The sequence below is a fragment of the Streptomyces pratensis genome, assembly GCF_016804005.1.
GTDB classification, from domain to species: Bacteria; Actinomycetota; Actinomycetes; order Streptomycetales; family Streptomycetaceae; genus Streptomyces; species Streptomyces pratensis_A.
In genome coordinates this window covers 2,681,353-2,704,083 of sequence record NZ_CP051486.1, presented here as the reverse complement: position 1 = coordinate 2,704,083, position 22,731 = coordinate 2,681,353, and the positions used below count along the sequence as shown (strand labels likewise).

22 protein-coding genes are annotated in these 22,731 nt (G+C 70.6%); 10 read left to right on the top strand and 12 right to left on the bottom strand.

Features of this window, described 5'->3' with window-relative positions; translation table 11 throughout:
• Positions 1 to 7: 7 nt before the first annotated feature.
• The gene (gene rsgA / locus HED23_RS11640; RefSeq protein WP_203183323.1) at positions 8 to 1,171 is read right to left on the bottom strand and encodes a ribosome small subunit-dependent GTPase A; all 1,164 of its coding nucleotides are present in this window, start codon (positions 1,169 to 1,171) and stop codon (positions 8 to 10) included.
• A gap of 320 nt (positions 1,172 to 1,491) precedes the next feature.
• Here rsgA and HED23_RS11635 point away from each other — a divergent pair, with 320 nt between their 5' ends.
• Complete coding sequence (locus tag HED23_RS11635) at positions 1,492 to 1,992, top strand: DUF5949 family protein (protein ID WP_203183322.1); 501 nt, start codon at positions 1,492 to 1,494, stop codon at positions 1,990 to 1,992.
• 142 nt (positions 1,993 to 2,134) lie between these two features.
• On the opposite strand, the gene HED23_RS11630 is transcribed toward HED23_RS11635, so the two are convergent.
• From HED23_RS11630 to HED23_RS11610, 5 genes are all read right to left on the bottom strand, one after another.
• On the bottom strand, positions 2,135 to 2,542 hold the full coding sequence (locus tag HED23_RS11630) for a rodlin (RefSeq protein ID WP_203183321.1): 408 nt from the start codon (positions 2,540 to 2,542) through the stop codon (positions 2,135 to 2,137).
• A 614-nt stretch (positions 2,543 to 3,156) separates the two neighbouring features.
• Positions 3,157 to 3,567 (bottom strand): rodlin, encoded by a 411-nt coding sequence (locus tag HED23_RS11625; RefSeq protein ID WP_203183320.1) that lies wholly within the window; start codon positions 3,565 to 3,567, stop codon positions 3,157 to 3,159.
• Positions 3,568 to 3,751: 184 nt separating this feature from the next.
• On the bottom strand, positions 3,752 to 4,051 hold the full coding sequence (locus HED23_RS11620) for a hypothetical protein (protein ID WP_203183319.1): 300 nt from the start codon (positions 4,049 to 4,051) through the stop codon (positions 3,752 to 3,754).
• Positions 4,052 to 4,226: 175 nt separating this feature from the next.
• Positions 4,227 to 4,460, bottom strand: coding sequence for a chaplin (locus HED23_RS11615; RefSeq protein ID WP_203183318.1), 234 nt, complete (start codon positions 4,458 to 4,460; stop codon positions 4,227 to 4,229).
• 220 nt (positions 4,461 to 4,680) lie between these two features.
• Positions 4,681 to 5,085, bottom strand: coding sequence for a rodlin (locus HED23_RS11610; protein WP_203183317.1), 405 nt, complete (start codon positions 5,083 to 5,085; stop codon positions 4,681 to 4,683).
• Between the two features lie 270 nt (positions 5,086 to 5,355).
• Here HED23_RS11610 and HED23_RS11605 point away from each other — a divergent pair, with 270 nt between their 5' ends.
• On the top strand, positions 5,356 to 6,132 hold the full coding sequence (locus HED23_RS11605) for a chaplin (RefSeq protein WP_203183316.1): 777 nt from the start codon (positions 5,356 to 5,358) through the stop codon (positions 6,130 to 6,132).
• A 73-nt stretch (positions 6,133 to 6,205) separates the two neighbouring features.
• Here the strand turns inward: HED23_RS11605 and HED23_RS11600 are convergent, their stop codons facing one another.
• From HED23_RS11600 to HED23_RS11580, 5 genes are all read right to left on the bottom strand, one after another.
• The gene (locus HED23_RS11600) at positions 6,206 to 7,141 is read right to left on the bottom strand and encodes a dihydrodipicolinate synthase family protein (protein WP_203183315.1); all 936 of its coding nucleotides are present in this window, start codon (positions 7,139 to 7,141) and stop codon (positions 6,206 to 6,208) included.
• A complete protein-coding gene (locus HED23_RS11595) occupies positions 7,138 to 8,148 on the bottom strand; it encodes an oligopeptide/dipeptide ABC transporter ATP-binding protein (RefSeq protein ID WP_203183314.1) in 1,011 nt (336 codons plus the stop codon). Before HED23_RS11595 ends, HED23_RS11600 begins: the two co-directional genes overlap by 4 nt.
• Positions 8,145 to 10,115 (bottom strand): dipeptide/oligopeptide/nickel ABC transporter permease/ATP-binding protein, encoded by a 1,971-nt coding sequence (locus tag HED23_RS11590; RefSeq protein ID WP_203183313.1) that lies wholly within the window; start codon positions 10,113 to 10,115, stop codon positions 8,145 to 8,147. The genes HED23_RS11595 and HED23_RS11590 overlap by 4 nt, the downstream gene beginning before the upstream one ends.
• Before the next feature lies 1 nt (position 10,116).
• A complete protein-coding gene (locus HED23_RS11585) occupies positions 10,117 to 11,067 on the bottom strand; it encodes an ABC transporter permease (RefSeq protein WP_203183312.1) in 951 nt (316 codons plus the stop codon).
• A gap of 156 nt (positions 11,068 to 11,223) precedes the next feature.
• Positions 11,224 to 12,813: an ABC transporter substrate-binding protein gene (locus tag HED23_RS11580; RefSeq protein ID WP_203183311.1), complete on the bottom strand. Its 1,590-nt coding sequence runs from the start codon at positions 12,811 to 12,813 to the stop codon at positions 11,224 to 11,226.
• 171 nt (positions 12,814 to 12,984) lie between these two features.
• Between HED23_RS11580 and HED23_RS11575 the strand changes: the two genes are divergently transcribed.
• The 4 genes from HED23_RS11575 to HED23_RS11560 all read left to right on the top strand — a co-directional run bounded on the left by HED23_RS11575 (position 12,985) and on the right by HED23_RS11560 (position 17,748).
• A complete protein-coding gene (locus HED23_RS11575) occupies positions 12,985 to 13,716 on the top strand; it encodes a FadR/GntR family transcriptional regulator (RefSeq protein WP_203183310.1) in 732 nt (243 codons plus the stop codon).
• Positions 13,717 to 13,875: 159 nt separating this feature from the next.
• Positions 13,876 to 14,880: an acetylxylan esterase gene (locus tag HED23_RS11570; protein WP_203183309.1), complete on the top strand. Its 1,005-nt coding sequence runs from the start codon at positions 13,876 to 13,878 to the stop codon at positions 14,878 to 14,880.
• A gap of 137 nt (positions 14,881 to 15,017) precedes the next feature.
• Entirely contained in the window at positions 15,018 to 16,466 is a 1,449-nt protein-coding gene (locus HED23_RS11565; RefSeq protein WP_203183308.1) for a sialidase family protein, read from the top strand.
• A gap of 55 nt (positions 16,467 to 16,521) precedes the next feature.
• Positions 16,522 to 17,748 (top strand): FAD-dependent monooxygenase, encoded by a 1,227-nt coding sequence (locus tag HED23_RS11560; protein ID WP_338019589.1) that lies wholly within the window; start codon positions 16,522 to 16,524, stop codon positions 17,746 to 17,748.
• Here the strand turns inward: HED23_RS11560 and HED23_RS11555 are convergent.
• A complete protein-coding gene (locus HED23_RS11555) occupies positions 17,721 to 18,431 on the bottom strand; it encodes a FadR/GntR family transcriptional regulator (RefSeq protein ID WP_203183307.1) in 711 nt (236 codons plus the stop codon). The genes HED23_RS11560 and HED23_RS11555 overlap by 28 nt on opposite strands.
• A gap of 163 nt (positions 18,432 to 18,594) precedes the next feature.
• Between HED23_RS11555 and HED23_RS11550 the strand changes: the two genes are divergently transcribed.
• Genes HED23_RS11550 through HED23_RS11535 form a run of 4 tightly spaced genes read left to right on the top strand, consistent with a single transcriptional unit; the run spans position 18,595 to position 22,655 of the window.
• Entirely contained in the window at positions 18,595 to 19,554 is a 960-nt protein-coding gene (locus HED23_RS11550) for a dihydrodipicolinate synthase family protein (protein ID WP_203183306.1), read from the top strand.
• Positions 19,551 to 20,495 (top strand): ROK family protein, encoded by a 945-nt coding sequence (locus HED23_RS11545; protein ID WP_203183305.1) that lies wholly within the window; start codon positions 19,551 to 19,553, stop codon positions 20,493 to 20,495. Before HED23_RS11550 ends, HED23_RS11545 begins: the two co-directional genes overlap by 4 nt.
• 11 nt (positions 20,496 to 20,506) lie before the next feature.
• Positions 20,507 to 21,187: an N-acetylmannosamine-6-phosphate 2-epimerase gene (locus HED23_RS11540; RefSeq protein WP_203187443.1), complete on the top strand. Its 681-nt coding sequence runs from the start codon at positions 20,507 to 20,509 to the stop codon at positions 21,185 to 21,187.
• A gap of 40 nt (positions 21,188 to 21,227) precedes the next feature.
• Positions 21,228 to 22,655 carry a sialate:H+ symport family MFS transporter gene (locus HED23_RS11535; protein ID WP_203183304.1) on the top strand — a complete coding sequence of 476 codons (1,428 nt, stop codon included), beginning with the start codon at positions 21,228 to 21,230 and terminating at the stop codon, positions 22,653 to 22,655.
• Positions 22,656 to 22,731: the final 76 nt, after the last annotated feature.

Sequence of the window (22,731 nt, the reverse complement as noted above, 5' to 3'; positions counted from 1 at the left end):
GTCTCCGTCAACGCGTCCTGCCCCGCTTCATCTCCATGGCCGCCCGGCCCTCCGCTCCCCTGCGCTTCCACTCGCGCAGGGTCTCGCTGCGCAGCCGGGCGTCCGTCTTCGCGGCGATGCGATGGTTCTCCCGGAGCAGCTTGCGGTAGCTGTCGAGACGCCGTTCGGGCAGAGTCCCGTCCTCGATCGCGCCGAGCACCGCGCATCCGGGCTCGGACTCGTGGGCGCAGTCGTGGAAGCGGCACTGCCGCGCCAGGTCCTCGATCTCCGAGAAGACCTGGCCGACCCCTGCCTCCGCGTCCCAGAGACCGACCCCCCGCAGCCCGGGGGTGTCGATCAGGACGCCGCCGCCCGGCAGCACCAGGAGATTGCGTGTCGTGGTGGTGTGACGGCCCTTGCCGTCCACCTCACGCGCCTGCTGCACGTGCATCACGTCCTCGCCGAGCAGCGTGTTGGCGAGGGTCGACTTGCCGGCGCCGGAGGTTCCGAGCAGCACGCTCGTACCGCCGCCGACGATCGCGCCGAACACGTCGACCCCCTCCCCCGTGGCGGAGCTGACAGGGAGCACCTGCACCCCTGGGGCGATGCCCTCGATGTCCTCGACGAGGTGGGACAGCGTGGTGACGTCCGGTACGAGATCGGCCTTGGTGAGCAGCACGAGCGGTTGCGCCTCGTGCGCCGCGTACCCCGACGACGGGGTCGCGCCGCCGAGCAGGGCGGCACCGGTGGTGCTGGACATGGCCAGTGCGAGGAACCGTTCCAGCCGTCCGAGGTCGAGCTCGACGGCGAGCGAGACACAGATGACGATGTGGTCGATGTTGGTGGCGAGGACCTGGCCCTCGGAACGCTGCGAGGAGGTCGAGCGCACGAAGGCGGTCCGGCGGGGCAGGAGCGTACGGACGAACTGCGGGTCGCCGTCGGGGTCGACGGCCACCCAGTCACCCGTGCAGACGATCCGCATCGGGTCACGGGGCACCACGAACGCGGTGTCCGCCCTGAGGACGCCCTGGGGAGTGACCACGTCGCACTGACCGCGGTCCACCCGCACCACACGCCCCGGCAGGAGTCCCTGCTCGGCGTACGGGGCGAAGGTGTCGGCCCACGCGTCGTCCCAGCCGTACGGGGCCAGCGGGTGCGACGGGGTGGAAGCCTGAGAGATGGAGAAAGACAAGGGAAACCCTTCACAAGGGCGGCCCCGGCACCGCGCGCTCAGGCGCGGCAGAAGAAGGTCAAGGTCAGCCGGTGGCCACAGGGGTGGGAACGATGCTCTTCGGGTCGTGGGCAGCGCCCACCGCAACGACAGTCATCAATGTCCTCACCTCCTGGTTCCTCGAACTGCGCACACAGTAGCCCGGGGTGGCCGGGGAGCGTCAACAGGTTTTCCACGCGTGACCACATGACCGTTACTTTCACTGGGTTCGCGGCGGAATCTACCTCGAACAGGTGATACGCATGCACATCGACCGGTCTTGGCCCGTTAGTGTGCCGGACATGACCTCATCCAATGCCGCCACCGCCCCTTTCTCCCCTGCCCAGTTGGGCACGCAGGTCCTGATCGGCTGGAGCGGGTCGAATCCCGGAACAGGGCGTGAGACCGCCTTCCTGCTCACCTATTCGCTCGGCGACGGCGCGGACGGCCCGGAGACCGGCGAGAGCGCCATGCGCACGGCCCTGAAGCGCAGCGGCCTGCGAGTGGGAGGCGAGACGCTCGACGCCTCGGATCTGCCGAACCTCCCCGTGAAGCTGCTCGTCCAGGCCGGCCAGGCCGTCCTGACGCTGCCTCACTTCACCGCGCAGTGCCCCGTGCCGCGTGAGTGGCTGGACGTGGCACGGTCGGAGGGCAGTGTGCACGGGATGTTCGCCACGCGACCGTGGCCCGCGGCCGTCCCAGGACAGCCGGTCGGCGAGGATCTCCTGCTGTCCTTCGTGGGTGACCCCGAGGTGATCAGCACCTCCGCCCACTGCCTCATGCCGGTCCGCAGCCTGGGCTGACCCGACCCCCGTTCCCGCGCGTACACGGCGATGCCCACCACCCCCCGTGGAGTGGTGGGCATCGCCGTGTACGCGCGGGGCACGACAGCCGAATGCGGGCGGCCCTCAGGCATGACGCCCGGACCGCCCGCATTCAGTGGTGTCAGTTGTTGCCGACGCCGTTGCCCGAGAGCACCGGGATGTCGTTCAGGATGTGCGACAGCGGCTCGTCACCCTTGGCCTGCGTGGAGTTGTCCGCGCACTGCTGGTTCTGCGGGTTGGACAGGACGTTGACGTCCTGGACGGCGATCGGGATGATCCCGATCAGCGAGCCCACGTTGGCCTTGACCGGCAGGGCGATGCAGGGCTTGTTCAGCGAGCCCTGGACCAGGCTGAGCTGCGGGCTCTGGTCACCCTTGGTCTTGCTGTTGCCGTACTCGGCCTCGGCACCGTTGCCGTTGACCGTCGTGGTGCCGACGTCGTTGCCGATCGCCATGGCCGAGGGGGCCGCGGCGGCCGACAGGCCGATCAGCGACACTGCCACAGCGGCGCCCGCCATCATCTTCTTCATCACGCTTCACCTTTCGGAGCGTCCCGTTGTGGAACGTACTGCTAACCAGAAACGGAGGATTTGGTTCCGCTGCACCACCCGAACGGGTTGGATGCCTTTTCCCGTCGACGTGACCGTTACCTCCCGCCCCCCTCTGCGCGGGCGGCCGGAACGAAGGCACCCTCCCGGCACCGCGCGGGCCTGCGGGTCACCGGAGGGCCTGACGGTGTGTCCGCCGGGCCCGGTCCGGCCTCCCGCCGTGCCGCGTCGCCCCATTCGGCGAGCAGACGGTCGTAGATGGGTGTGGAGCTCTCCGGCATCCGGTCGCGGCCGGGCGCATGACGACTGTCGTACGGGTCCATGGGGCGCCCCTACCCGGCCGTGCGACCGGAGTCGCCCACGACCGGGGCAACCGGCCCAATTTCCGCACTATCGGGCTACCCGACGTGCAGACCGGCGGACTTCGGACCGCACGCGGACAGACGTGTGGGGCCGGCCCGCCCGGGCGGCCGACCGGCGGTCGGTCGGTCGCGGCACGGTCGAACCGGCCCCACACGCCTTCATGAACTACGGGGAGGCGGGAAACGGTGCACCCTGGCCGGGATGGGCACAGGGGGAGCCGGAGTCGCGCGGTGTCAGTTGTTGCCCGCGCCGTTGCCCGAGAGCAGCGGGATGTCGTTCAGGATGTGCGACAGCGCCTCGTCACCCTTGGCCTGCGTGGAGTTCTCCGTGCACTGCTGGTTCTGCGGGGAGGACAGGACGTTGATGTCCTGGACCGAGATCGGGACGAGCCCGAGGAGCGAACCGATGTTGGCCTTCGCCGGCAGGGCGATGCAGGGCTTGTTGAACGAACCCTGGATGAGACCGATCTGCGGGCTCATGTCACCGTGCGTGCTGCTGTTGCCGTAGTACTGGTCCGAGCCGTTGCCGTTGACCGACGTCGTGCCGGTGTCGTTGCCGATCGCCATGGCCGAGGGGGCCGCAGCCGCGGAAACGCCGGCGACGGAGGCGGCGACTGCCGCGGACGCCAGAATCTTCTTCATCATGAACGTGCCCTTCTGAATTTCTCTTGTTGCCCGCCTGTCCGGAGCATTCTGAACAACTCCGCCAGGGCGGTTTCGGTTGCGCCATTTCACTCGAACGATTTCCCCGGCCGGAATCGACGCGCAACGGACGGCCGCCGGCCCGCGAAATGGTGCGACGCGATGCGGGGTGCCTTCCCGCTACGGATCAGCCGCCCAGCGGCAGGCCTCCGATGAGCGGGCCCGCCGTCCTGGCGACGGTGGTGACCGCCTCCGCCGACTTGCTGACGGTGTCGCCCTCCTGAGCCCTCTCGGCGGTACGTCCGACCTCGTCCACCACGGGGTTCACCACCTGATCGGGGATCGTCGGCACCGTGGAGGTCAGCTCGTTCACGCCGCCTGTGAGGCTGATCCGGGGAGCCGTGGGGGTGGCGGCGAAGGCGGGAGCGGCCGCCCCGAGGGCGGCCACGGAACCTGCGACGAGGGCAACGGTCTTCGCGTATTTCACTTTTCCAAACCCCTTCTCCGGCGGCATCCGCCGCCTTTGACAGGGACAACGACCAAGCGGTGCACGGGGAAACTACGGACGACCGGAAATTCCCTCACGGAACAAGAAGGCCCCGGAGCGCCATACGCACTCCAGGGCCTTCTCATGACGAGCCGTCGGCTCGATCGGCAAGAGCTCAGTGGTTGAGGCAGGCGTTGCCGAACGCCGGGTTGAGCAGACCGATCACACTGATGGTGTTGCCGCAGACGTTGATCGGGATGTTGATCGGAACCTGCACGACGTTGCCGGACAGGACACCCGGGGAGTGGGAGGCTACGGCGCCGGCACCGGCGTCGGCCATGGCCGGGGCAGCGGCACCCAGCGCCATCAGGGTTCCGGCGGCGACGGCGGCGACCTTGGTGTACTTCACTTTCTTCCCTTTCTGCAGCGGAGTCCTGAACGACACGTCTTTCGTGCCGCACGAGCACTTTCAGGAATGCGCTCGTGACTCCGGAGCTGTAATCGGTAACGATTCACGGGCGACATCGAAACGCTATGGGAGCCGTTTCCCGGAAAACCGCCCGAATGCTTCAGGCCCGGGCCGCACGATGGAGGAGTGTCGGCGGCCCGGGCCGGTCGATGCGCCTCGGTCAGCGGTTACCCGCACCGTTGCCGGAGAGGACCGGAATGTCCGACAGGATGTGCGACAGCGGCTCGTCGCCCTTGGCCTGGGTGGAGTTGTCCGCGCACTGCTGGTTCTGCGGGTTGGACAGGACATTGATGTCCTGGACCGCGACTGCGGCCAGAATGCCGATGAGCGCACCGGCGTTGGCCTTCACGGGCAGGGCGATGCAGGGCTTGTTCAGTGAGCCCTGCACGAGGCTGAGCTGCGGGCTCTGGTCACCCTTGGTCTTGCTGTTGCCGTACTCGGCCTCGGCACCGTTGCCGTTGATCGACGTCGTGCCCGTGTCATCACCGATCGCCATGGCGCTGGTCGCCGAGAGACCGAGGATGGAAGCGGCGACGGCGCCCGTAGCCAGAACCTTCTTGATCACGATGAACAAACCCTTCTCGTACCGAGTGCCCCGCAGCGGAGCGCCCTGATCAACTGGCCGCCGAGCGTTTGGTTCCCCCCGTTCACCCGAATGCCGAAACTTCGCCGCTGAACGAACATCCGTACGTGACCCTTTCGGGTGGTTACACAATTTCCACCGATCTCCAAGTTTCCCCCGCAACCGTCGCGTCGTTATGCAGTCGTCCGCGTCGATGGAATGACCGCCATCAGGGTCACCGACCACGCGAATTTCACCGGAGAAGGGCATGTAATGCGACAGGTTCTGAATAAAAGCATGATCGTCATGGCGGCGGCGTCGGGCATCCTGACCGCCGCGGGCGGCTACGCGCACGCCGACGCCTCGGCCGACGGTGTCGCCGCGAACTCGCCCGGTGTCGGCTCCGGCAACGCCGTCCAGGTCCCGGTGCATGTCCCGGTCAACGTCTGCGGCAACACCGTCAACGTGATCGCCCTGCTCAACCCGGCCTTCGGCAACGCCTGCGCGAACGTCAGTTCGCCCGACAGGCACGGCGACGAGCACGGTGACGCCTACGGCGACGAGCACGGTGAGGCGCAGGGACACAAGGGCTCCGGCGCGAGCGCGGACGGCAAGGCCGTCGGCTCCCCCGGTGTCCTCTCCGGCAACCTGGCCCAGGTTCCGGTGGACGTCCCCGTGAACGCCTGCGGCAACAGCGTCGACGTCGTCGGTCTGCTGAACCCGGTGTTCGGCAACGACTGTGTCAACGACAGCGGTTACGACCACGGCAACCCGCCGGTGGACCCGCCGGTGCAGCCCCCGACCGAGGAGCCGCCGACGGTCACCCCGCCGACCGAGGAGCCGCCCACCGAGGAGCCGCCGACGGTCACCCCGCCGACCTCCAAGCCTCCCGTGGACGAGCCGCCGGCCGGCAACCCCGGCCCGAACACGCCCGACACGCAGCTGGCCTCGACCGGCGCGGGCGAGATCGGTATGGCCGCGGGCGCGAGTGCGGCGCTGCTGCTGGGAGGCGCGGTTCTCATGCGCCGCACCCGCGGTTCGCGCAACTAGTCCGGTACACACGCAGGAACGCCCCCGCAGCACCGGTGCTGCGGGGGCGTTCCTGCGTGTGCCGGGAAGCGTGTCAGACGCGGGAGAGGCCTGCCCGGTCCAGGTACGCGGCGATCACGGTGGTCTCGGCGGCGTCCAGCCCGCGCATCGGCGGGCTCATCACGTTGGTCGCGATGACCCCGCGCAGCATGAGTGCCGTTTTGAAGGCGCCCAGTCCGGCCGCCGTCGCCGAGGCGGTACCGGCTGCAACGGCCCCGACGATGTCGAACAGTGCGACCAGACGGTCCTGTTCGGCCGTGGCGGATGCCCAGTCCCCCCGTACGGCTGCCTGGTGCAGCCGTACGTAACCGTGCGGGTCCACATTGCCCAGTCCGGGCACCGAGCCGTGCGCGCCGCTCAGCATCATCGCGTCGACCACGAGTTCGTGGCCCGTCAGGACCGAGAAGCCGGGGAGCTCCCGTGCTCCGATGGCGAGCCGGCGGAACGATCCGTCGTCCCCGCTGGAGTCCTTCACACCGGCGAGGACCCCGTCGGCGGCGAGCGGGAGCAGCAGCTCCGGGTCGAGCTTGCTGTGGACGCACACGGGCACGTCGTACGCGAGGAGGGGAAGGTCCACGGCTGCCGCGATGTCGCGGAAGTGGCGGTCGATCTCCGTGGGATGGGTGCGGGTGTAGAAGGGCGCGGTGGCGACGACCGCGTCGGCGCCGAGGCCGGCCGCGGCGTGGGCCCGCTCGATCGCCCGGTTGGTGGTGGTCTCGATGGCGCCGACGAGGACCGGCACCTGGCCCGCGGAGGCCGAGGTGATCACCTTGATGACCTCGTCCTGCTGTGCGGCCGTCAGGTAGGCGGTCTCGCCGGAGCTGCCGAGAGCGAAGAGTCCGCCGACTCCGCCGTCGAGGAGATGGCCGACGACCCGTTCCAGGGAGACCCGGTCGATCTCGCCTTCCGTGGTGAGCGGGGTGACGACCGGCGGGATCACTCCGGAGTACGAGGGGGTGGGGGCGGTCATGCGGTGCTCCTTGCGGGCGTTACGGGGGCCGGGTCCCCGGCCGGGGACGAGGTGACGGGCTGGGGATGGACGCAGTGCCAGCGGTGTTCGCCGGGCCCTGAGGTCCCCGCCGGGAAGGCCGTGGCGCAGGCGTCGTCGGCTTTCCAGCAGCGGGTGGTGAACGGGCAGCCGGGCGGCGGGTTGGTGGCGGAGGGCACCGGGCCGGTGAGCACGATGCGCTCCGTCTTCTCCAGCAGACCGGGTGTGGCGGAGAGCAGCGCCTCCGTGTAGGGGTGCCGGGGGGTCTTCGCCACATCGGTGGCCCTGCCCTCCTCCACGATGCGGCCGAGGTAGAGCACGGCGATGCGGTCGGCGAGATAGCGCACCGTCTGGATGTCGTGCGAGATGAACACCATGCCGAGTCCCAGGCGTTCGCGGAGGTCGACGAGGAGGTTGAGCACCTGGGCGCGTACGGAGACGTCGAGCGCGGAGGTCGGTTCGTCGGCGACGATCAGTTCGGGTTCGAGAGCCAGTGCGCGGGCGATCGCGACGCGCTGACGCTGGCCGCCGGAGAGCTGTCCGGGCAGGGCGGCGAGCGTGTGGCCGGGCAGACCCACCAGGTGGAGCAGCTCCTCGACGCGCGCCTCGCGGACCTCCCTGGTGCCGCGCCTGTGCACGTCCAGGGGGTCGCGCAGGATCTGACGTACCGGGAGGCGGGGGTTGAGGGCGGTGGAGGGGTCCTGGAAGACGACGCCCACAGCCGATCCGAAGTCGTTGCGCCGCTCGGTGCCCCGCATCTCCCAGAGGTCCCGGCCGTGGAAGAGGACCTTTCCCTCGGTGGGCTTCTGCAGTCCGGTCAGCACCCGGGCGAGCGTGGACTTGCCACAGCCCGACTCACCCACCAGGCCCACGATCTCGCCGCGTTCGACCTCCAGGGTGGCGTCGGTGAGCGCGTGCACGGCGTCGCGGCCCAAGAGGGCTCCGCCGCGTGCCTTGTGGCGTACGTGGACGCCGTCGAGCCTGATCACAGGGCGCTCCCTTCGAGCTTCTTCGCGGTGGCCGCCGCCGGGTGGTGGCAGGCGCAGCCGTGGTCCTCGGCGGTGCCTCGTCCGGCGAGCACCGGGGTCGTCGTGTGACAGAGGTCGGTGGCGGCGGCGCAGCGGCCGGCGAACCGGCATCCCGCGCCGAAGCCCTGGGGGGCGGGAACCACTCCGCGGATCTGGTGCAGCCGGTCGGCCCCCGCCTCCAGGGAGACGACGGACCCGAGAAGGCCCCGGCTGTAGTGGTGGGCGGGGTCGGTGAGGACGGAGCGGGTGTCGCCTGCCTCGGCCAGGCGGCCCGCGTACATCACGGCGACCCGGTGCGCGAGGTCGCCGACCAGGGCCAGGTCGTGGGAGACCAGCACCATGGCGAAGCCGAGCTCGTCGCGCAGCTCGACGAGCAGTTCGACGACCTGCGCCTGAACCGTGACGTCGAGGGCGGTGGTCGGTTCGTCGGCGATCAGGAGACGGGGGCTGCGGGACAGCGCCATGGCGATGAGGACGCGCTGGCGCTGGCCGCCGGAGAGCTCGTGCGGGTAGCTGCGCAGGGTGCGTTCCGGTGAGAGGCCGACGAGTCCGAGGAGTTCGGCCGGTGTCTTCGTACCTCCGCGCGAGGTCAGCTGCCGCAGCTGGGTGCCGACGAGTACGGACGGGTTGAGGGAGGAGAGCGCGTCCTGGTAGACCATGGCGATCTCGGGGCCCATCAGGGCGCGGCGCTCCTTCGCGGAGAGCTTCAGCAGGTCCCGGCCGCGGTAGAGGATCTCGCCCTCGACCTCTGCGTTGCGGGCGAGGAGCCCCATCACGGCGAGGCTGGTGATCGACTTGCCGCATCCTGACTCGCCGACCAGGCCGAGGGTCTCGCCCTCGTGGACGGTGAAATTCAGCTTGTCGACGACGGGGATGTCGCCGTAACGGTCGGGGAAGCGGATGGCCAGGTCGCGTACGACGAGGAGTTCTGCGGCGTCCTCCCGTACCGGGGTGACGGCGGGTCCGGTGGTCTCGATGTGCCGGGCCAGCTCGGCGAGGGCGGCGTCGATGTCGACGGTCGAGGCGGCCTCGACCGGGTCCGGTGCGGTGGTGGCGACGGGGCCGGCGGCGACGGCGCCGCTGGGTGCGGCGGAGGCGTCGGTGAGGCCCTCGGAGAGGATGTTGAGCGCGAGGACGGTGATCAGCAGGGCGAGGCCGGGGAAGAAGGTGGCCCACCATCCGCCGGCGAGGAGGATCTGCCGCCCATAGGCGAGGACGCTGCCCCAGCTGGGGTCGGGGTCCTGCACACCGGCCCCGATGAAGGAGAGGCTGGCCTCGAAGATGATGGCCTCGGCGACCATGACGGTCGCGAACACCATGACCGGGGCCATGCAGTTGACGGCGACGTGGCGGAGCACGATGTAGCCGCGCCGGGCCCCGATGACCTTCTCGGCGGCGACGTAGTCCTCCCCGTACTGGGCGAGGACGTTGGCGCGTACGACGCGGGCGAGGGAAGGGGTGTAGACGAAGGCGATGGTGAAGATGATCACGGGGACGCTGGTGCCGAACACGGCGACGAGGACGGCCGCGAGCGCGATCGGCGGGAATGACATGACGATGTCGAGGGTGCGCATGACGGATTCGTCGCCGAGTCTGCGCGAGGTGGCGGCGAGCGAGCCGAGGACGGCTCCGGCGACGAGGGCCACGGCGGTCGCGCCGAGGCCGATCACCAGCGAGTAGCGCGAGCCGTGCACCACACGGGCGAGGACGTCGCGTCCCGCCCGGTCGGTGCCGAACCAGTGGTCTCCGCCCGGAGCCTGGACCGGGGTGCCGGTGGTGAGCGGGTCCTGGGTGAGGAGGGGAGCGAGTACGGCGCCGAGGACGACGACGATCAGCACGCCGAGGGCGACGCGGGAGGTGACCGGGAGGGCGCGGAGTGCGATGCCCGGTCGGGAGAGCTTCTTGGCCAGACGGCCTGTGGCGAACATGTCACACCGTCCTGATGCGCGGGTTGACCAGCAGATAGAGCAGGTCGACGATGACGTTGACCACCAGGAAGGCGATGGCGATGGTCAGTACGGTGCCCTGGACCAGGGCGACGTCGCCGCCGGTGACACCTTCGAGGATGAGTTTGCCCATGCCGGGCAGGTCGAAGATCGCTTCGATGACGACGGCGCCGCTGAGCAGGTAGCCGACCTTGACCCCCAGCACGGTGAGCGGGGTGACGAGTGCGTTGCGCAGCACCGAGCGGATCACCAGGAAGACCGGCAGGCCGTTGCCCTGTGCGGTGCGGACGTAGTCGCGGTCGAGCTCGGCGACCATCGAGGTGCGTACGAGACGGGCGAGCGACGCCGCGACCGGCACCGCGAGCGAGACCGCGGGCAGGACCATCGTGGTGAGCCAGCCGCCGAACGAGTCGGCGGGGTTGGTGTACCCGCCGGTCGGGAAGATCCGGGTGTTCAGGGCGAACTGCTGGATGAGCAGGACGCCGAGCCAGAACGACGGGATGGCGACCCCGGCCATGGACAGGATCCGGAAGAGCTGGTCGGGCCAGCGGTCGCGGTGGACGGCCCCCAGGACTCCGCCGACGACGGCGAGGACGACGGCGAGGAGCAGGCCGAGGAAGGTGAGCTGGAGGGTGAGCGGGAAGGCGGCGGTGATCCGGTCGATCACGGGCTGGCTCGGTGGGACGGTCGTCCCCAGGTCGAAGTGGAGCAGCTGGCCGAGGAAGTCGAAGTAGCGTACGGGCAATGGGTCGTTGAGCCCGTTGGCCTCGGCGAAGGCCGCGCGGGCCTCGGGGGTGGCGCTCTCCCCGAGCGCGTTGAAGGCCGGGTCGACCGGCGAGAACTGCAGCACCACGAATACCAGCAGCGCGATGCCGAGGATCATCACCGGCATCATCGCGACGCGGCGCAGCGCGAGCCGGAGGAAAGCAACCATCGTCGGGTTCCTTGTGATTGGGCGGACGGCGGGTCCGGGTCGCCGGGGTGGGCGGCCCGGGCCGGTGTGACGGGCCGCCGGGTGGGTGGCCCGGGCCGGTGGTGACGGGCCGCCGGGGAGGGCGGCCGGGTGGGCGGCCCGGGCCGGGCGAGGTCGTCAGGCGCGGCTGACGTCGACGAAGGACAGGCCGGTGGTGGGCAGCGGCTTGAAGCCGGGCAGCGCCTTCTCGTTCCAGGCGGTGGGCAGCTTGCGGTGGAGGATCGGGTAGAGGGCCGCCTCTTCCGCCACCACGTCGGTGATCTGCCCCCAGAGCTGCTTGCGCACCGCCTCGTCGGCGGCCTGGGCGGCCCTGTCGAGGAGCTGCTTGACCTGCTTGTACTCGGCGGTCCCCGCCCAGCCGTAGCGCTTCTCCGGCCAGAAGCCGTAGTAGAACCAGCGCATCAGGAGGTCCACGTCGTTACCGAAGACCGAGGGGTCACCGGGAGCCACCATGACCTCGAAGTCGCCCGCGTCGACCTTGGCCCACTGGGCCGGGGACTGGGCGATGTTCAGGGTGGCCTCGATGCCGGCCGCGGCCCAGCTCTCCTTGAGCAGCGGGGCGATGTCCTTCACCCAGCCGGTGTCGGTGGTCAGGACGGTGAACTCGAGCTTGCCCACGCCCGCGTCGGCGAGCAGCTTCTTCGCCTTGGCCACGTCGTGCGTGTAGACGGTGGCGGCCTGGTGGTGGTCGGGGTGGGTCGAGGGGACGTAGCCGGTCGCGGCTGCCGCGTTGCCGACCATCGCGGTGGAGATGATCTTCTCGGTGTCCAGCGCGTGGTGCAGGGCCTGGCGGACCCGCTTGTCGGCGAACCTCTTGTCGGTGGTGTTGAACATGAGGAAGAGGAGGCCGAAGGACTGCACGGACTCGGTCCTCGTGGTGGCGGCGAGGCGCTTGACGTCGATGTACGGGACGTCCTCGATGGCCTGGACGCGGCCTGACTCCATGGCGCTGACGCGCGCCGACTGGTCCGACATCAGGCGCCAGATCATCTTCTTGGCCTTGGCGGGGCGGGGACCGTTGTACTTGTCGTACTTCTCGAAGACGATCTTGTCCTCGCGGGTGGCCTCGATGAATCTGTAGGGCCCCGAGCCGACGGGCTTCGCGTCGAACCCCTTGACGTCCGCCTCGACGGTCTTCTTCGGCACGATCCGGGCGACGGCGATGCGGGAGGGGAAGAGCGCGAAGGCGTACTTGAGCTTGAACTCGACCGTCCGGGTGTCGACGGCGGTGACCGTGTCGATGAAGGGCACGAACTGTGCCATCAGCGAGGAGTTCTTCGGGTCAAGGATGCGTTCGAAGCTGAAGACGACGTCCTCGGCGGTGACCGGGGAGCCGTCGTGGAAGGTCGCACCGTCGCGGAGGGTGGCCCGGTAGGTGGTGGCGTTGATCTTCTTCGGCATCTCGGTTGCGAGTGCGGGACGTGCCACCAGGGTGGCCGGATCGAGATCGACCAGGCCCTCGAAGATGTGCATGTTGGCCGCGTACGGCGTGGCGCCGGAGGTGATCATCGGGTCGAAGCCGGTCGACAGGGGGTACGACAGACCGGCCTCGATGGTGCCGTCGCCCTTGCCTGCCGTGCCGTCGGTGGTCGAGGAGGGCCCGCCGCATGCGGAAAGGCCTGCCGTGACGGCCGCGGCCGCGCCGATGGCACTGGTGTAACGCAGGAAGGTGCGGCGCTCGACGCCGGCTGGCCTCAGCTCGGGCACGGGTCCTCCAAGGGACGTTGAGGTCGGGGAATGAGTGGAAAGCCACCGTTTTCGACTGCTGTCAGGACACCGTCGAAGCGGTTGAGCATCAGACGTCAGATGTCTGATGCCTTGATAGCGTGGGAACGTAGCTCGACAATCGAGAGGGGTCAAGAGGTGGGGAGTTCACATATGTCCGGCACACGAGCCGGTCGCACCCTGTTGCGACAGGAAGTCGTCGAGGGCATCAAGCGCTACATCCTTGACGAGCGGCTGCGCCCCGGTGACCCGCTCCCGACGGAGCCGGCCCTGTGCGAGGCGCTCGGCGCCAGCCGTTCCAGCGTCCGGGAAGCCGTCAAGATCCTCGCCGCCCTCGACATCGTCGAGGTGCGCCACGGCCACGGGACGTACGTCGGCCGCCTGAGCCTCTCCGCCCTGGTGGAGAGCCTCACCTTCCGAGGCCTGCTCTCCCCCGACGACGACTTCCAGGTCATGGCCGACCTCGTCGACGTGCGCGAGCTCTTCGAGCGGGGCATGGCCGACAGGATCATCTCCTCGCTCAGCAGCGAGCAGCTCGACAGCCTGGAAGGCCTGGTGGCGACCATGCGTGCCACCGGCGCGGGCGAGGGGCACGGCTTCGTCGAGGCGGACCGGGCCTTCCACGCCCTGCTCGTGGCCCCGCTGGGCAACGACCTGATCGGCCAGCTCTCGATGGCCTTCTGGGACGTCTACACGATCGTCGCGCCACACCTCGACGGATTCACGCACGCCGACGAGACGGCGACGATCGCCGCCCACCAGAGCATCGTGGACGCCGCACGGGCCGGCGACGTCACCGCCTTCCTGAAGGCCCTCGACGAGCACTACACACCGGTCAGACGGCGGATCGCCTACGCCAGGACGCGCGGCGCGGACCAGGCCTGACCGAGGGCGCCACACCCCCGCCCCACCCTCCGGGGGGCGGGGGAACCACCTCGGCCGCACCCCTTGACGTCCGGTCGCGGAGCTCCCTAGGGTCCGGTTGCCAACAGGACATCTGACGTCTGCTGTCCATTCACTTCCCGTACCCAGGAGGGCACAGCCATGCCGTCGGCAGATCTCCCGCTCGAGGAATGCCACGCCTACCGGCCCGAACTCCCCCTGCCCGACGGTTTCGACGACTTCTGGTCCGGGACCCTGGACGAGGCACTCCACGACGGCGCCTCGGACGAGCCCCGGTACGAGCGGGCCGACAGCGGCCTGTCCCAGGTGCGTACGTACGACGTCAGCGTTCCGGGACACGGCGGCCGGCCTGTGCGCGGCTGGCTGCACATGCCCGCCGGCGCCTCCGGACCGCTCGGCTGCGTCGTGGAGTTCCTCTGCTACGGGCGCGGCCAGGGGCTCGCGCACGAGCAGCTGATGTGGGCCTGCGCCGGATACGCGCACCTGATCATGGACACCCGGGGCCAGGGCTGGTCGACGGCGGGCGGCGACACCGCCGACACCTGCCCCGGGGCCGCCGGGACCGTGCCGGGTTTCCTGACGCGGGGCATCGAGAGCCCCGAGACGTACTACTACCGGCGGGTCGTCACCGACGCGGTCCGCTGTGTGGAGGCGATGCGGGAGCACCCCCGGGTCGATCCCTCCCGCATCGTGGTGACCGGGGTGAGCCAGGGCGGCGGTATCGCACTGGCCGTGTCCGGCCTGGTCGAGGGGCTGGCCGGAGTGATGCCGGACGTGCCTTTCCTGTGCAACATCCCACGGGGTGCGCGGCTCGCCGGAGTGCCGCCGTACACCGAGATCGCCGCCTACCTCCGGCTCCACCGCGACCGTACGGAGCAGGTCTTCCGCACCTTGTCCTACTTCGACGCGGCGCAGCACGCCACCCGGGCGACCGCTCCCGCGCTGTTCTCCATCGCGATGATGGACGAGATCTGCCCGCCCTCCACCTGCTTCACGGCCTACAACCGTTACGCGGGCCCCAAGGGCGTACGCGTCTACGAGTTCAACGGGCACGAAGGCGGCGCCGAGTACCACCGGGCGGAACAACTGGCCTGGGTGCGCGGCCTGTTCGCCGGTCTCCCGACCGGGCCGCCCGATCCCTCCTGACCGGAGGTCAAGGATCTGCGGATCTTCGGAACCGGCAGCCGGGGTGCGCTTGTCCGCCGCCCGGCACGCCGGCCCGTCGTGCCGCGCGCTCCGCTCCATATCCGCACCTCTCCCCCTCACGAGAAGAGAGACCGTTCATGCAGCGCAGAGTCACCCTCGCCATGCTGTCCGCCGCCGTCATGGTGGCCGCCGCGGCCGGCACCGCCCACGGCGCCCCCACCGCCGCCACAGCGGCCGGCGAACTGACCTCCCAGGACATCGCGACCCAGGGCACCGGATCCCCCTACTACCGCATCCCCGCGCTGACCACGTCCGTCAAGGGCACCCTGCTCGCCGCGTACGACTCCCGTCCCACGCTCGCGGATCTGCCCGGCAACCTCGGCATCGTCGTGCGGCGCAGTACCGACGGCGGGACCACGTGGCAGACGCAGCAGATGGTCCGCAAGGAGGCCGCGCCGAAGGGCTTCGGCGATCCGAGCCTGCTGGTGGACCGCACCACCGGCCGGATCTTCGTCTTCTACGCCGCCTCCGTGAACCAGGGCTTCCTCGGCTCGGCCACCGGCAACGACGAGAGCGACCCGGACGTCCTCCAGGCCGACTACAGCTACTCGGACGACGACGGGGTGACCTGGACGCACCGCCGCATCACCGAGCAGATCAAGAACCCCGCCTGGGCGGGAATGTTCGCGGCCTCCGGCGAGGGCATCCAGGTGCGCAACGGTACCTACAAGGGCCGTCTGATCCAGCAGTACGCGATCCGGAACAACGGGGCCAACTACGCGGTCAGCGCGTACAGCGACGACCACGGGGCGACCTGGAGGACGGGAAACCCGGTCGGCCCTGGCGGCGACGAGAACAAGACCGTCGAACTGAGCGACGGCCGGATCATGCTCAATAACCGTTCCGCGCCTCACCGGACGATCGCCTACTCGACCGACGGCGGGGTCAACTACACCCCGTTCGAACAGGACACCGACCTGCCGGACCCGGCGAACAACGGCTCGGTCATCCGGTACGCCCCGGACGCCGCCGCGTCCGACCCGCAGGCCTCATGGCTGCTGTTCAGCAACACGGACAGCACGTCCTCCCGGAGCAACCTCACCGTGAGGATGTCCTGCGACGACGGGAAGACCTGGCCGATCAAGAAGGTGGTCGATCGCGGCAGCGCGGCGTACTCGACGCTGACGCGGCTGCCGGACGGCCGGCTCGGACTGCTCTACGAGCGGGACGGCTACAGGAACATCACCTACTCCTCGTTCGACCTGAAGTGGCTCGGCGGCACCTGTGCCGGCATCACGATCACCCCGCCGGCCACCATGAAGGCCGGTACGGCCACTGAGGTGACGGTCCGGGTCGTCAACCGGATGGACGTGACCCGCTCGGCGGGAACGCTCGATCTGACGGTGCCCGCCGGCTGGACGGCCCGGCAGGTGGCGTTCCCGGCGCTCCGTCCGGGCGAGGGCGCGAACATCAAGGTCCCGGTCACGATTCCGGCCGGCGCGTCGGGGAACGCCGGGATCACCGCGACGTACCGGGCCGACGGCAAGCAGGCCTCGGGAAGCGCGACGGTGACCGTCACCCCGTAACACCCCGTCCCGAAGGAGGTGTTGTTCCCCCGGCCGCACCCGGCCGGCTGCGACGATGGGCCACGGCACCTCCCGGGACGAGCGGACAGGCGGCGGTATGGCGGCGGGTTCACGGATGGGCGTGGTCGGCGGGAGCATCGCCGGTTGCGCGATGGCGGTCGCGGGCATCAGGGCGGGGGCCGAGGTCACGGTCTACGAGCGCGGCGACGGCGAGCTCCGGGACCGGGGGCTGGGCATCGTCATCCCTCCCCCGCTGCACGCGCAGTTGGTCGCCAAGGGCTATCTCGACGCCGCCATGCCCACCGCCCCCGTGTCGGCCCGTGTCTGGCTGACCCGGGCGCCAGGGGAACGCTCGGCCCGCGAGTTCGCACGCCTGCCCAGCCCTGTCACGCCGTGCAACTGGGGTCTTCTGTGGGGGGCGTTGCATGCCGCCACCACCGGCGCGCGCTACCACCGGGGCCGCCCCGTCACCTGGGTCGGACGGGCCCCCGCCGGAGGTGCCCTCGTGCGCACGGCCGGGGGCGAGGACGCCTACGACTTCGTCGTGGGCGCCGACGGCCACCGCTCGCTCACCCGCCGGGTACTGGCCCCGGACCTGCGGCCCTCCCCCGCCGGGTACGCCGTGTGGCGCGGCACGCTTCCGGTGGACGCGTCGGCGGAGCACCGCCGGCCCATGGAGCTGCTGCGCGAGGCCTGGGTGACGATCGGCTTCCCCGGCGGGCACGGCATCTTCTACCTGATCCCCCGGGGTGGGGGCGCCGGGCCTGACGACCGGCTGCTCGCCTACGCGGTCTACGCGACCCCGCCCGCCGGGTCCCCGGGTGAGGCCGGGTACGTACGGCAGCTGGCCGAGGAGCACTTCCCCCGGGAGTGGGCGGACATCGTGGCGCGGGGTGAGCACACCGCGATGACCTGCCACCCCGTCGCCGACCTGCACGCGCCCCTCGCTGCGGACCCGCCGTTCCTGCTGGCGGGCGACGCGGCGGGGGTGACCCGCCCGCACACGGCGAGCGGGGCGGTCAAGGCCTTGCAGGACGCCCTCTGCCTGGAGGAGGCGCTGCGGACGTCCGCCTGCCCCGAGGACGCGCTGCGGCACTACGCCCGCGAGCGGACCCCGGAGGTGGCCCGGCTCGTCGAGCTGGGCCGCAGGCTGGGCCGCGCTCAGGTGGAGCGGGCCCCGGACTGGACCGTGATGGACCAGGGTTCGGTGGACGCTTGGTGCCGCGCCACCCTCGCGGGCACGAGCAGCTACCTCTACGCGGACACGGTGGACACGGACTGAGGTTCGAGGCGGCCCCGGATGCCGTCGAAGTGGGTGCGCATGGCGCGCACCGCACGCACGCCGTCGGCGGCGGCGACCGCCTCGACGATCTCGTGGTGCTGGGAGCAGGTGACGGCAGGGTCCTGGTGGCCGTCGTCCATGTCCTCGCGCACCCGGTCCATGGCCGCCCAGAACGCGTCGAGCACCTCGCTGAGGAGATGGTTGTCGAGCGAGGCGTAGAGCGCGAGGTGGAAGGCGCGGTCGGTGGCCCTGGCGACCCGGCCGCCCGCGGCGGCCTCGGTCTCCATCGTCGCGACGAGGCCCCGCAGCACGGCCAGGTCCTCCGCCGGGACGCCGGCGGTGACGGCGCCGACGAGTCCGGTCTCCAGCGCCTCGCGCACCTTCATCAGCTCCAGCAGCCCCGGCTCGCCCTGCCGGTGCCGGACGGCGGCCCGGAAGGCCAGTCCCTCGGCGAAGGGCGACAGGGAGAGCGAGCCGACGAAGGTCCCGAAGCCGCGCCGGATCTCGACGACGTTCATGGCCTGGAGCGCCTTGAGGGCCTCGCGCACCGAGACCCGTCCGGCCGAGAACAGCCCCATCAGCTCCGCCTCCGTGGGCAGCGGATCACCCGGTCCGAGCCTGCGTTCGAGGATCAGTTCCTTGATCCTGCGCTCTATGTCCTGAGCCATGGTGGGGCGGGCCACAACGGTCCTCCTGAGGTGTCGCCGGCCACCGGAACCTCTTGACCGGTCGCCGGGGCATCTGTTTAAGGTGAGTCCAGACATAGGACATCTTACGTCCCATGTCTCGGTTCCGCCTCCTCTTCCGGCGACGGACGGCTTTCCGAACAAGCTGGAGCCCTTCACCATGCCTTTGACCGCACCGCTGCACGGCGTCGTACCGCCGGTCTGCACCCCCTTCGACGACCGCGGGGAGGTCGACACGGCCTCCCTCACCCGGCTCGTCGGCCACCTCGTCGACGGCGGTGTGCACGGGCTCTTCGCCCTCGGCTCGACCAGCGAGGTCGCCTATCTGACCGATGCGCAGCGCGCCACCGCCCTGGAGACCGTGGTAGCCGCGGCCGCCGGCCGCGTCCCGGTCCTGGCCGGGGTCATCGACACGACGACGGCCCGGGTCACGGAGCACGCCCGGGCCGCCGCGGAGCTGGGCGCGGACGCGCTGGTCGCGACGGCACCCTTCTACACCCGTACGCACCCCAAGGAGACCGCCGGGCACTTCCGGCGGCTGCGCGCCGCGGTCGACCTGCCGCTCTTCGCCTACGACATCCCGGTGGCCGTGCACTCCAAGCTCTCCGCCGCCCTGGTGCGCGAGCTCGCCGAGGACGGCACCCTCGCCGGCCTCAAGGACAGCAGCGGTGACGAGGGCGGACTGCGCAGACTGATCGTGGAACTCGGCGGGCGCGAGGGCAGGGCCGAGGGCCCGGTGCCGCACTTCAGCGTGCTGACCGGTTCCGAGCTCACCGTGGACGCGGCGCTGCTGGCCGGCGCCGACGGTGTCGTGCCCGGCATCGGCAACGTGGACCCGGCGGGCTACGTACGGCTGTACGACGCCGCGCGCGCCGGCGACTGGGCGCTCGCCGCCCGGGAGCAGGAACGGCTCGTCGATCTGTTCGGCATGGTCGACGTGGGTCCCGAGCAGGACATGGGCCGCAGTTCGTCGGCGCTCGGCTCCTTCAAGGCGGCACTGTGGCTGCTCGGCATCATCGAGGACGGCGCCACCGCCTTCCCGCAGATCCCGCTCTCCGCCGAGTCCGTCGCCCTCGTCGGTGAGCGGCTGCGGGGCGCCGGTCTGCCTCCCGTCCGATGAACGCGGCGGCGACCGGGGCCGCGGTGATCGGCCTCGATCTCGGCGGCACGAAGATCGCGGCGGCGCTCTTCGCAGCCGACGGCACGGTGCTGGCCCGGCACACACGGCCCACTCCCGCCGGGGACGGCGCAGAGGCGGTGCTCGACGCGCTGGCCGCGGCAGCGGCCGAGGTGGACCCCGGCCGCCTGGCCTCGACGCTGGGCATCGCGGCCGCCGGGGTCGTCGACCCCCGCAGCGGGATGGTCACCAGCGCCACCGACTCGATCGCCGGCTGGGCCGGTACCGCGCTCGGCGCAGGCCTCGCGGACCGTACGGGTCTGCCGGTGGCCTGCGACAACGACGTACGCGCCACCGCCGGGCCGGAGCTCGCCGCCCTTCCGGACCACCACGGCTCGCTGCTCTTCGCCGCCGTCGGCACGGGGGTGGGCGGCGCCCTCGCCGTCGACGGCCGGATGCTGCACGGCGCGTCCGGCATCGCGGGACACCTCGGCCATCTGCCCAGCGCGGAGGCGACAGGGCTTCCCTGCACCTGCGGTGCCACCGGACATCTGGAGGTCATCGCCTCAGGTCCGGGCATCACCGCGCACTACGAGCGGCTCACCGGCGCGCCGGTGGAGCGGCTCGAAACGGTCGCCGCCCGGGCCGCCCAGGGAGATCAGGCCGCAGTGCACGCCGTCACCACGGGGGCTGCGGCCGCCGGACGGGTCCTCGGCGGCCTCGCCAACGCGCTCGGCCCCGACCGGGTCGTCGTAGGCGGCGGGGTCCCCCGGATCGGCGCGCTGTACGGCGACGCGCTGGCCGCCGCCTTCGCCGCCGAGCTGATGCCGCCGCTGCGCGGGCTCGTCCCCGGACCGCCTCTCTTCGGTCACGACGCCGCCGTCCTGGGCGCCGCCGCTCTGACCACCACCCTTCCCCTCCACCACCCGGGAGCACTCCGATGACCGGCACTCCGATGACCGCACAGGATCTGGCAGAGGACCTCCGGGGCCGGCTGATCGTCTCCTGCCAGGCGCCCCCCGGCGACCCGATGCGGGAGACCTCCACCCTCGTACGCCTCGCACGCTCCGCCGTCGCGGGCGGCGGCGCCGCGATCCGCGCCAACGAACCGGAGGTCGTCGCCGCGATCACCGGGGCCGTGGACCTCCCGGTCATCGGCCTGTGGAAGGACGGCGACACAGGTGTCTACATCACGCCCACGGTCAGGCACGCTCTGGCGGTCGTCGGGGCCGGTGCGGCCGTGGTCGCCGCCGACGCCACCGACCGGCCTCGTCCCGACGGCTCCACGTTCGCCGATCTCGTCGCAGCCGTGCACGCGGCCGGCGTCCTGGTCATGGCTGACGTCGCCACGCTCGCCGAGGGGATCGCAGCCGCCGCGCAGGGGGCGGACTTCGTCTCCACGACCCTGTCCGGCTACGTGCCGGGGAGCCCGGAGCGGACCGGCCCCGACCTGAGCCTCATTTCCGGTCTCGTGGAGGCGATCGACGTGCCGGTGGTCGCCGAAGGCCGTATCAGCACACCCGAAGAGGCCGCGGAGGCCCTGTCCCGCGGCGCCCACAGTGTCGTCGTCGGCACCGCCATCACCGCGCCGACCGCCCTCACCGCCCGCTTCGTGGCCGGTCTCGCCCCGCGCTGAACCGTCCGGACCGCTCAAAGGGCCTGCGCCCTCCCGCATCATGGAGTCCACCGTGCAGAAATCCCGCCCCACACTCCCCTGGTACCGCGAGGTGAGCCGTACGCAGTGGAAGTCGTTCTTCGCCGCCTGGATCGGCTACGTACTCGACGGCTTCGACTTCGTCCTCATCACGCTCGTCCTCACCGAGATCAGTGACGACTTCGGCCTGAGTACGGTGCAGGCCGCCAGCCTGATCTCCGGTGCCTTCATCACCCGCTGGCTGGGCGGCGCCGTACTGGGAGCCATCGGTGACCGGTACGGCCGCAAGCTCTCGATGGTGCTGAGCATCATGCTCTACTCGCTGGGCACCTTCGCCTGCGGATTCGCCTGGGACTTCCACAGCCTCTTCGCCGCCCGCCTCGCCATCGGCATGGGCATGGCCGGCGAGTACAGCGCCAGCGCCACGTACGTCATGGAGAGCTGGCCCGCCAGGGTCCGCAGCCGTGCCAGCGGCTTCCTCATCTCGGGCTTCTCCGTGGGTTCGGTCCTCGCGGCCCAGGTGTACAACTGGGTGGTCCCCTCGCTCGGCTGGCGGTGGATGTTCTACCTGGGCCTGATACCGATCGCGGTCGCGCTGTGGATGCGGCGTGCGCTGCCGGAGGCCGAGGAGTGGGCTTCGGACGTCGCGGACAAGGGCGCCAGGCCGAACCCCTTCGGGCCGCTGTTCCGGACGTCGCGCCTCGCCATGGTCAACAGCGTCCTCGTGGTGGCCGCCACGCTCTCGCTCTTCCTGGTCTTCACCCCGGGCAGCGAGGGCCTGGTGCCGATGCTGTCGGTGGTGGCGGGCCTCGCCCTCGCGGCGTTCGCCGTGCAGCTGGGCGGACGGCGGAGCTGGCTGCTCTACGTCTCGATGATCGTGACGCTGTTCTTCGCCTTCCTGTACTCCTGGCCCATCCAGGCCCTGCTCCCCACCTATCTGAAGACCGAGCTCGGGTACACCACCGACCAGGTCACCGACGTCCTCTACTTCGCGGGCTTCGGAACCATGATCGGCTGCTGGGCGGCGGGCTTCCTGGGCGACTGGATCGGCGCCAGGAAGGCGTACGCGCTGACGCTGCTGGCCTCGCTGGCCTTCGTGTACCCGGTCTTCGCGGTGAAGGACAACCTGCTGCTGCTCGGCTGCCTGCTGTTCCTGCTCCAGGCCACCAGCTTCGGTATCTCAGGGCTGTTGCCCCGGTACATCGGCGGCCACTTCCCGACCGCGAGCCGAGGAGCGGCGCTCGGCTTCACCTACAACGTGGGAGCGCTCGGCGGGGCCGTGGCCCCGGTGCTCGGTGCCGATCTGGCGTCGGGGATGGACCTCGGTCAGGCGCTCGCCGTGCTGACGTTCGCGGGGACGGTGATCGTCGTGCTGCTGGTCGGCTTCGACGTCCCCGCGCGGCTCAACCGGCTGACGGACCCGGACGCGGAGGCGGACCATCTGGCCTAGCGCGGCCGGCCTCCGGAGCCGGAGAATCAGCGATGCTTGGACTGGTGCAGTTGCCCTGAACTGCATGTTTGACTGG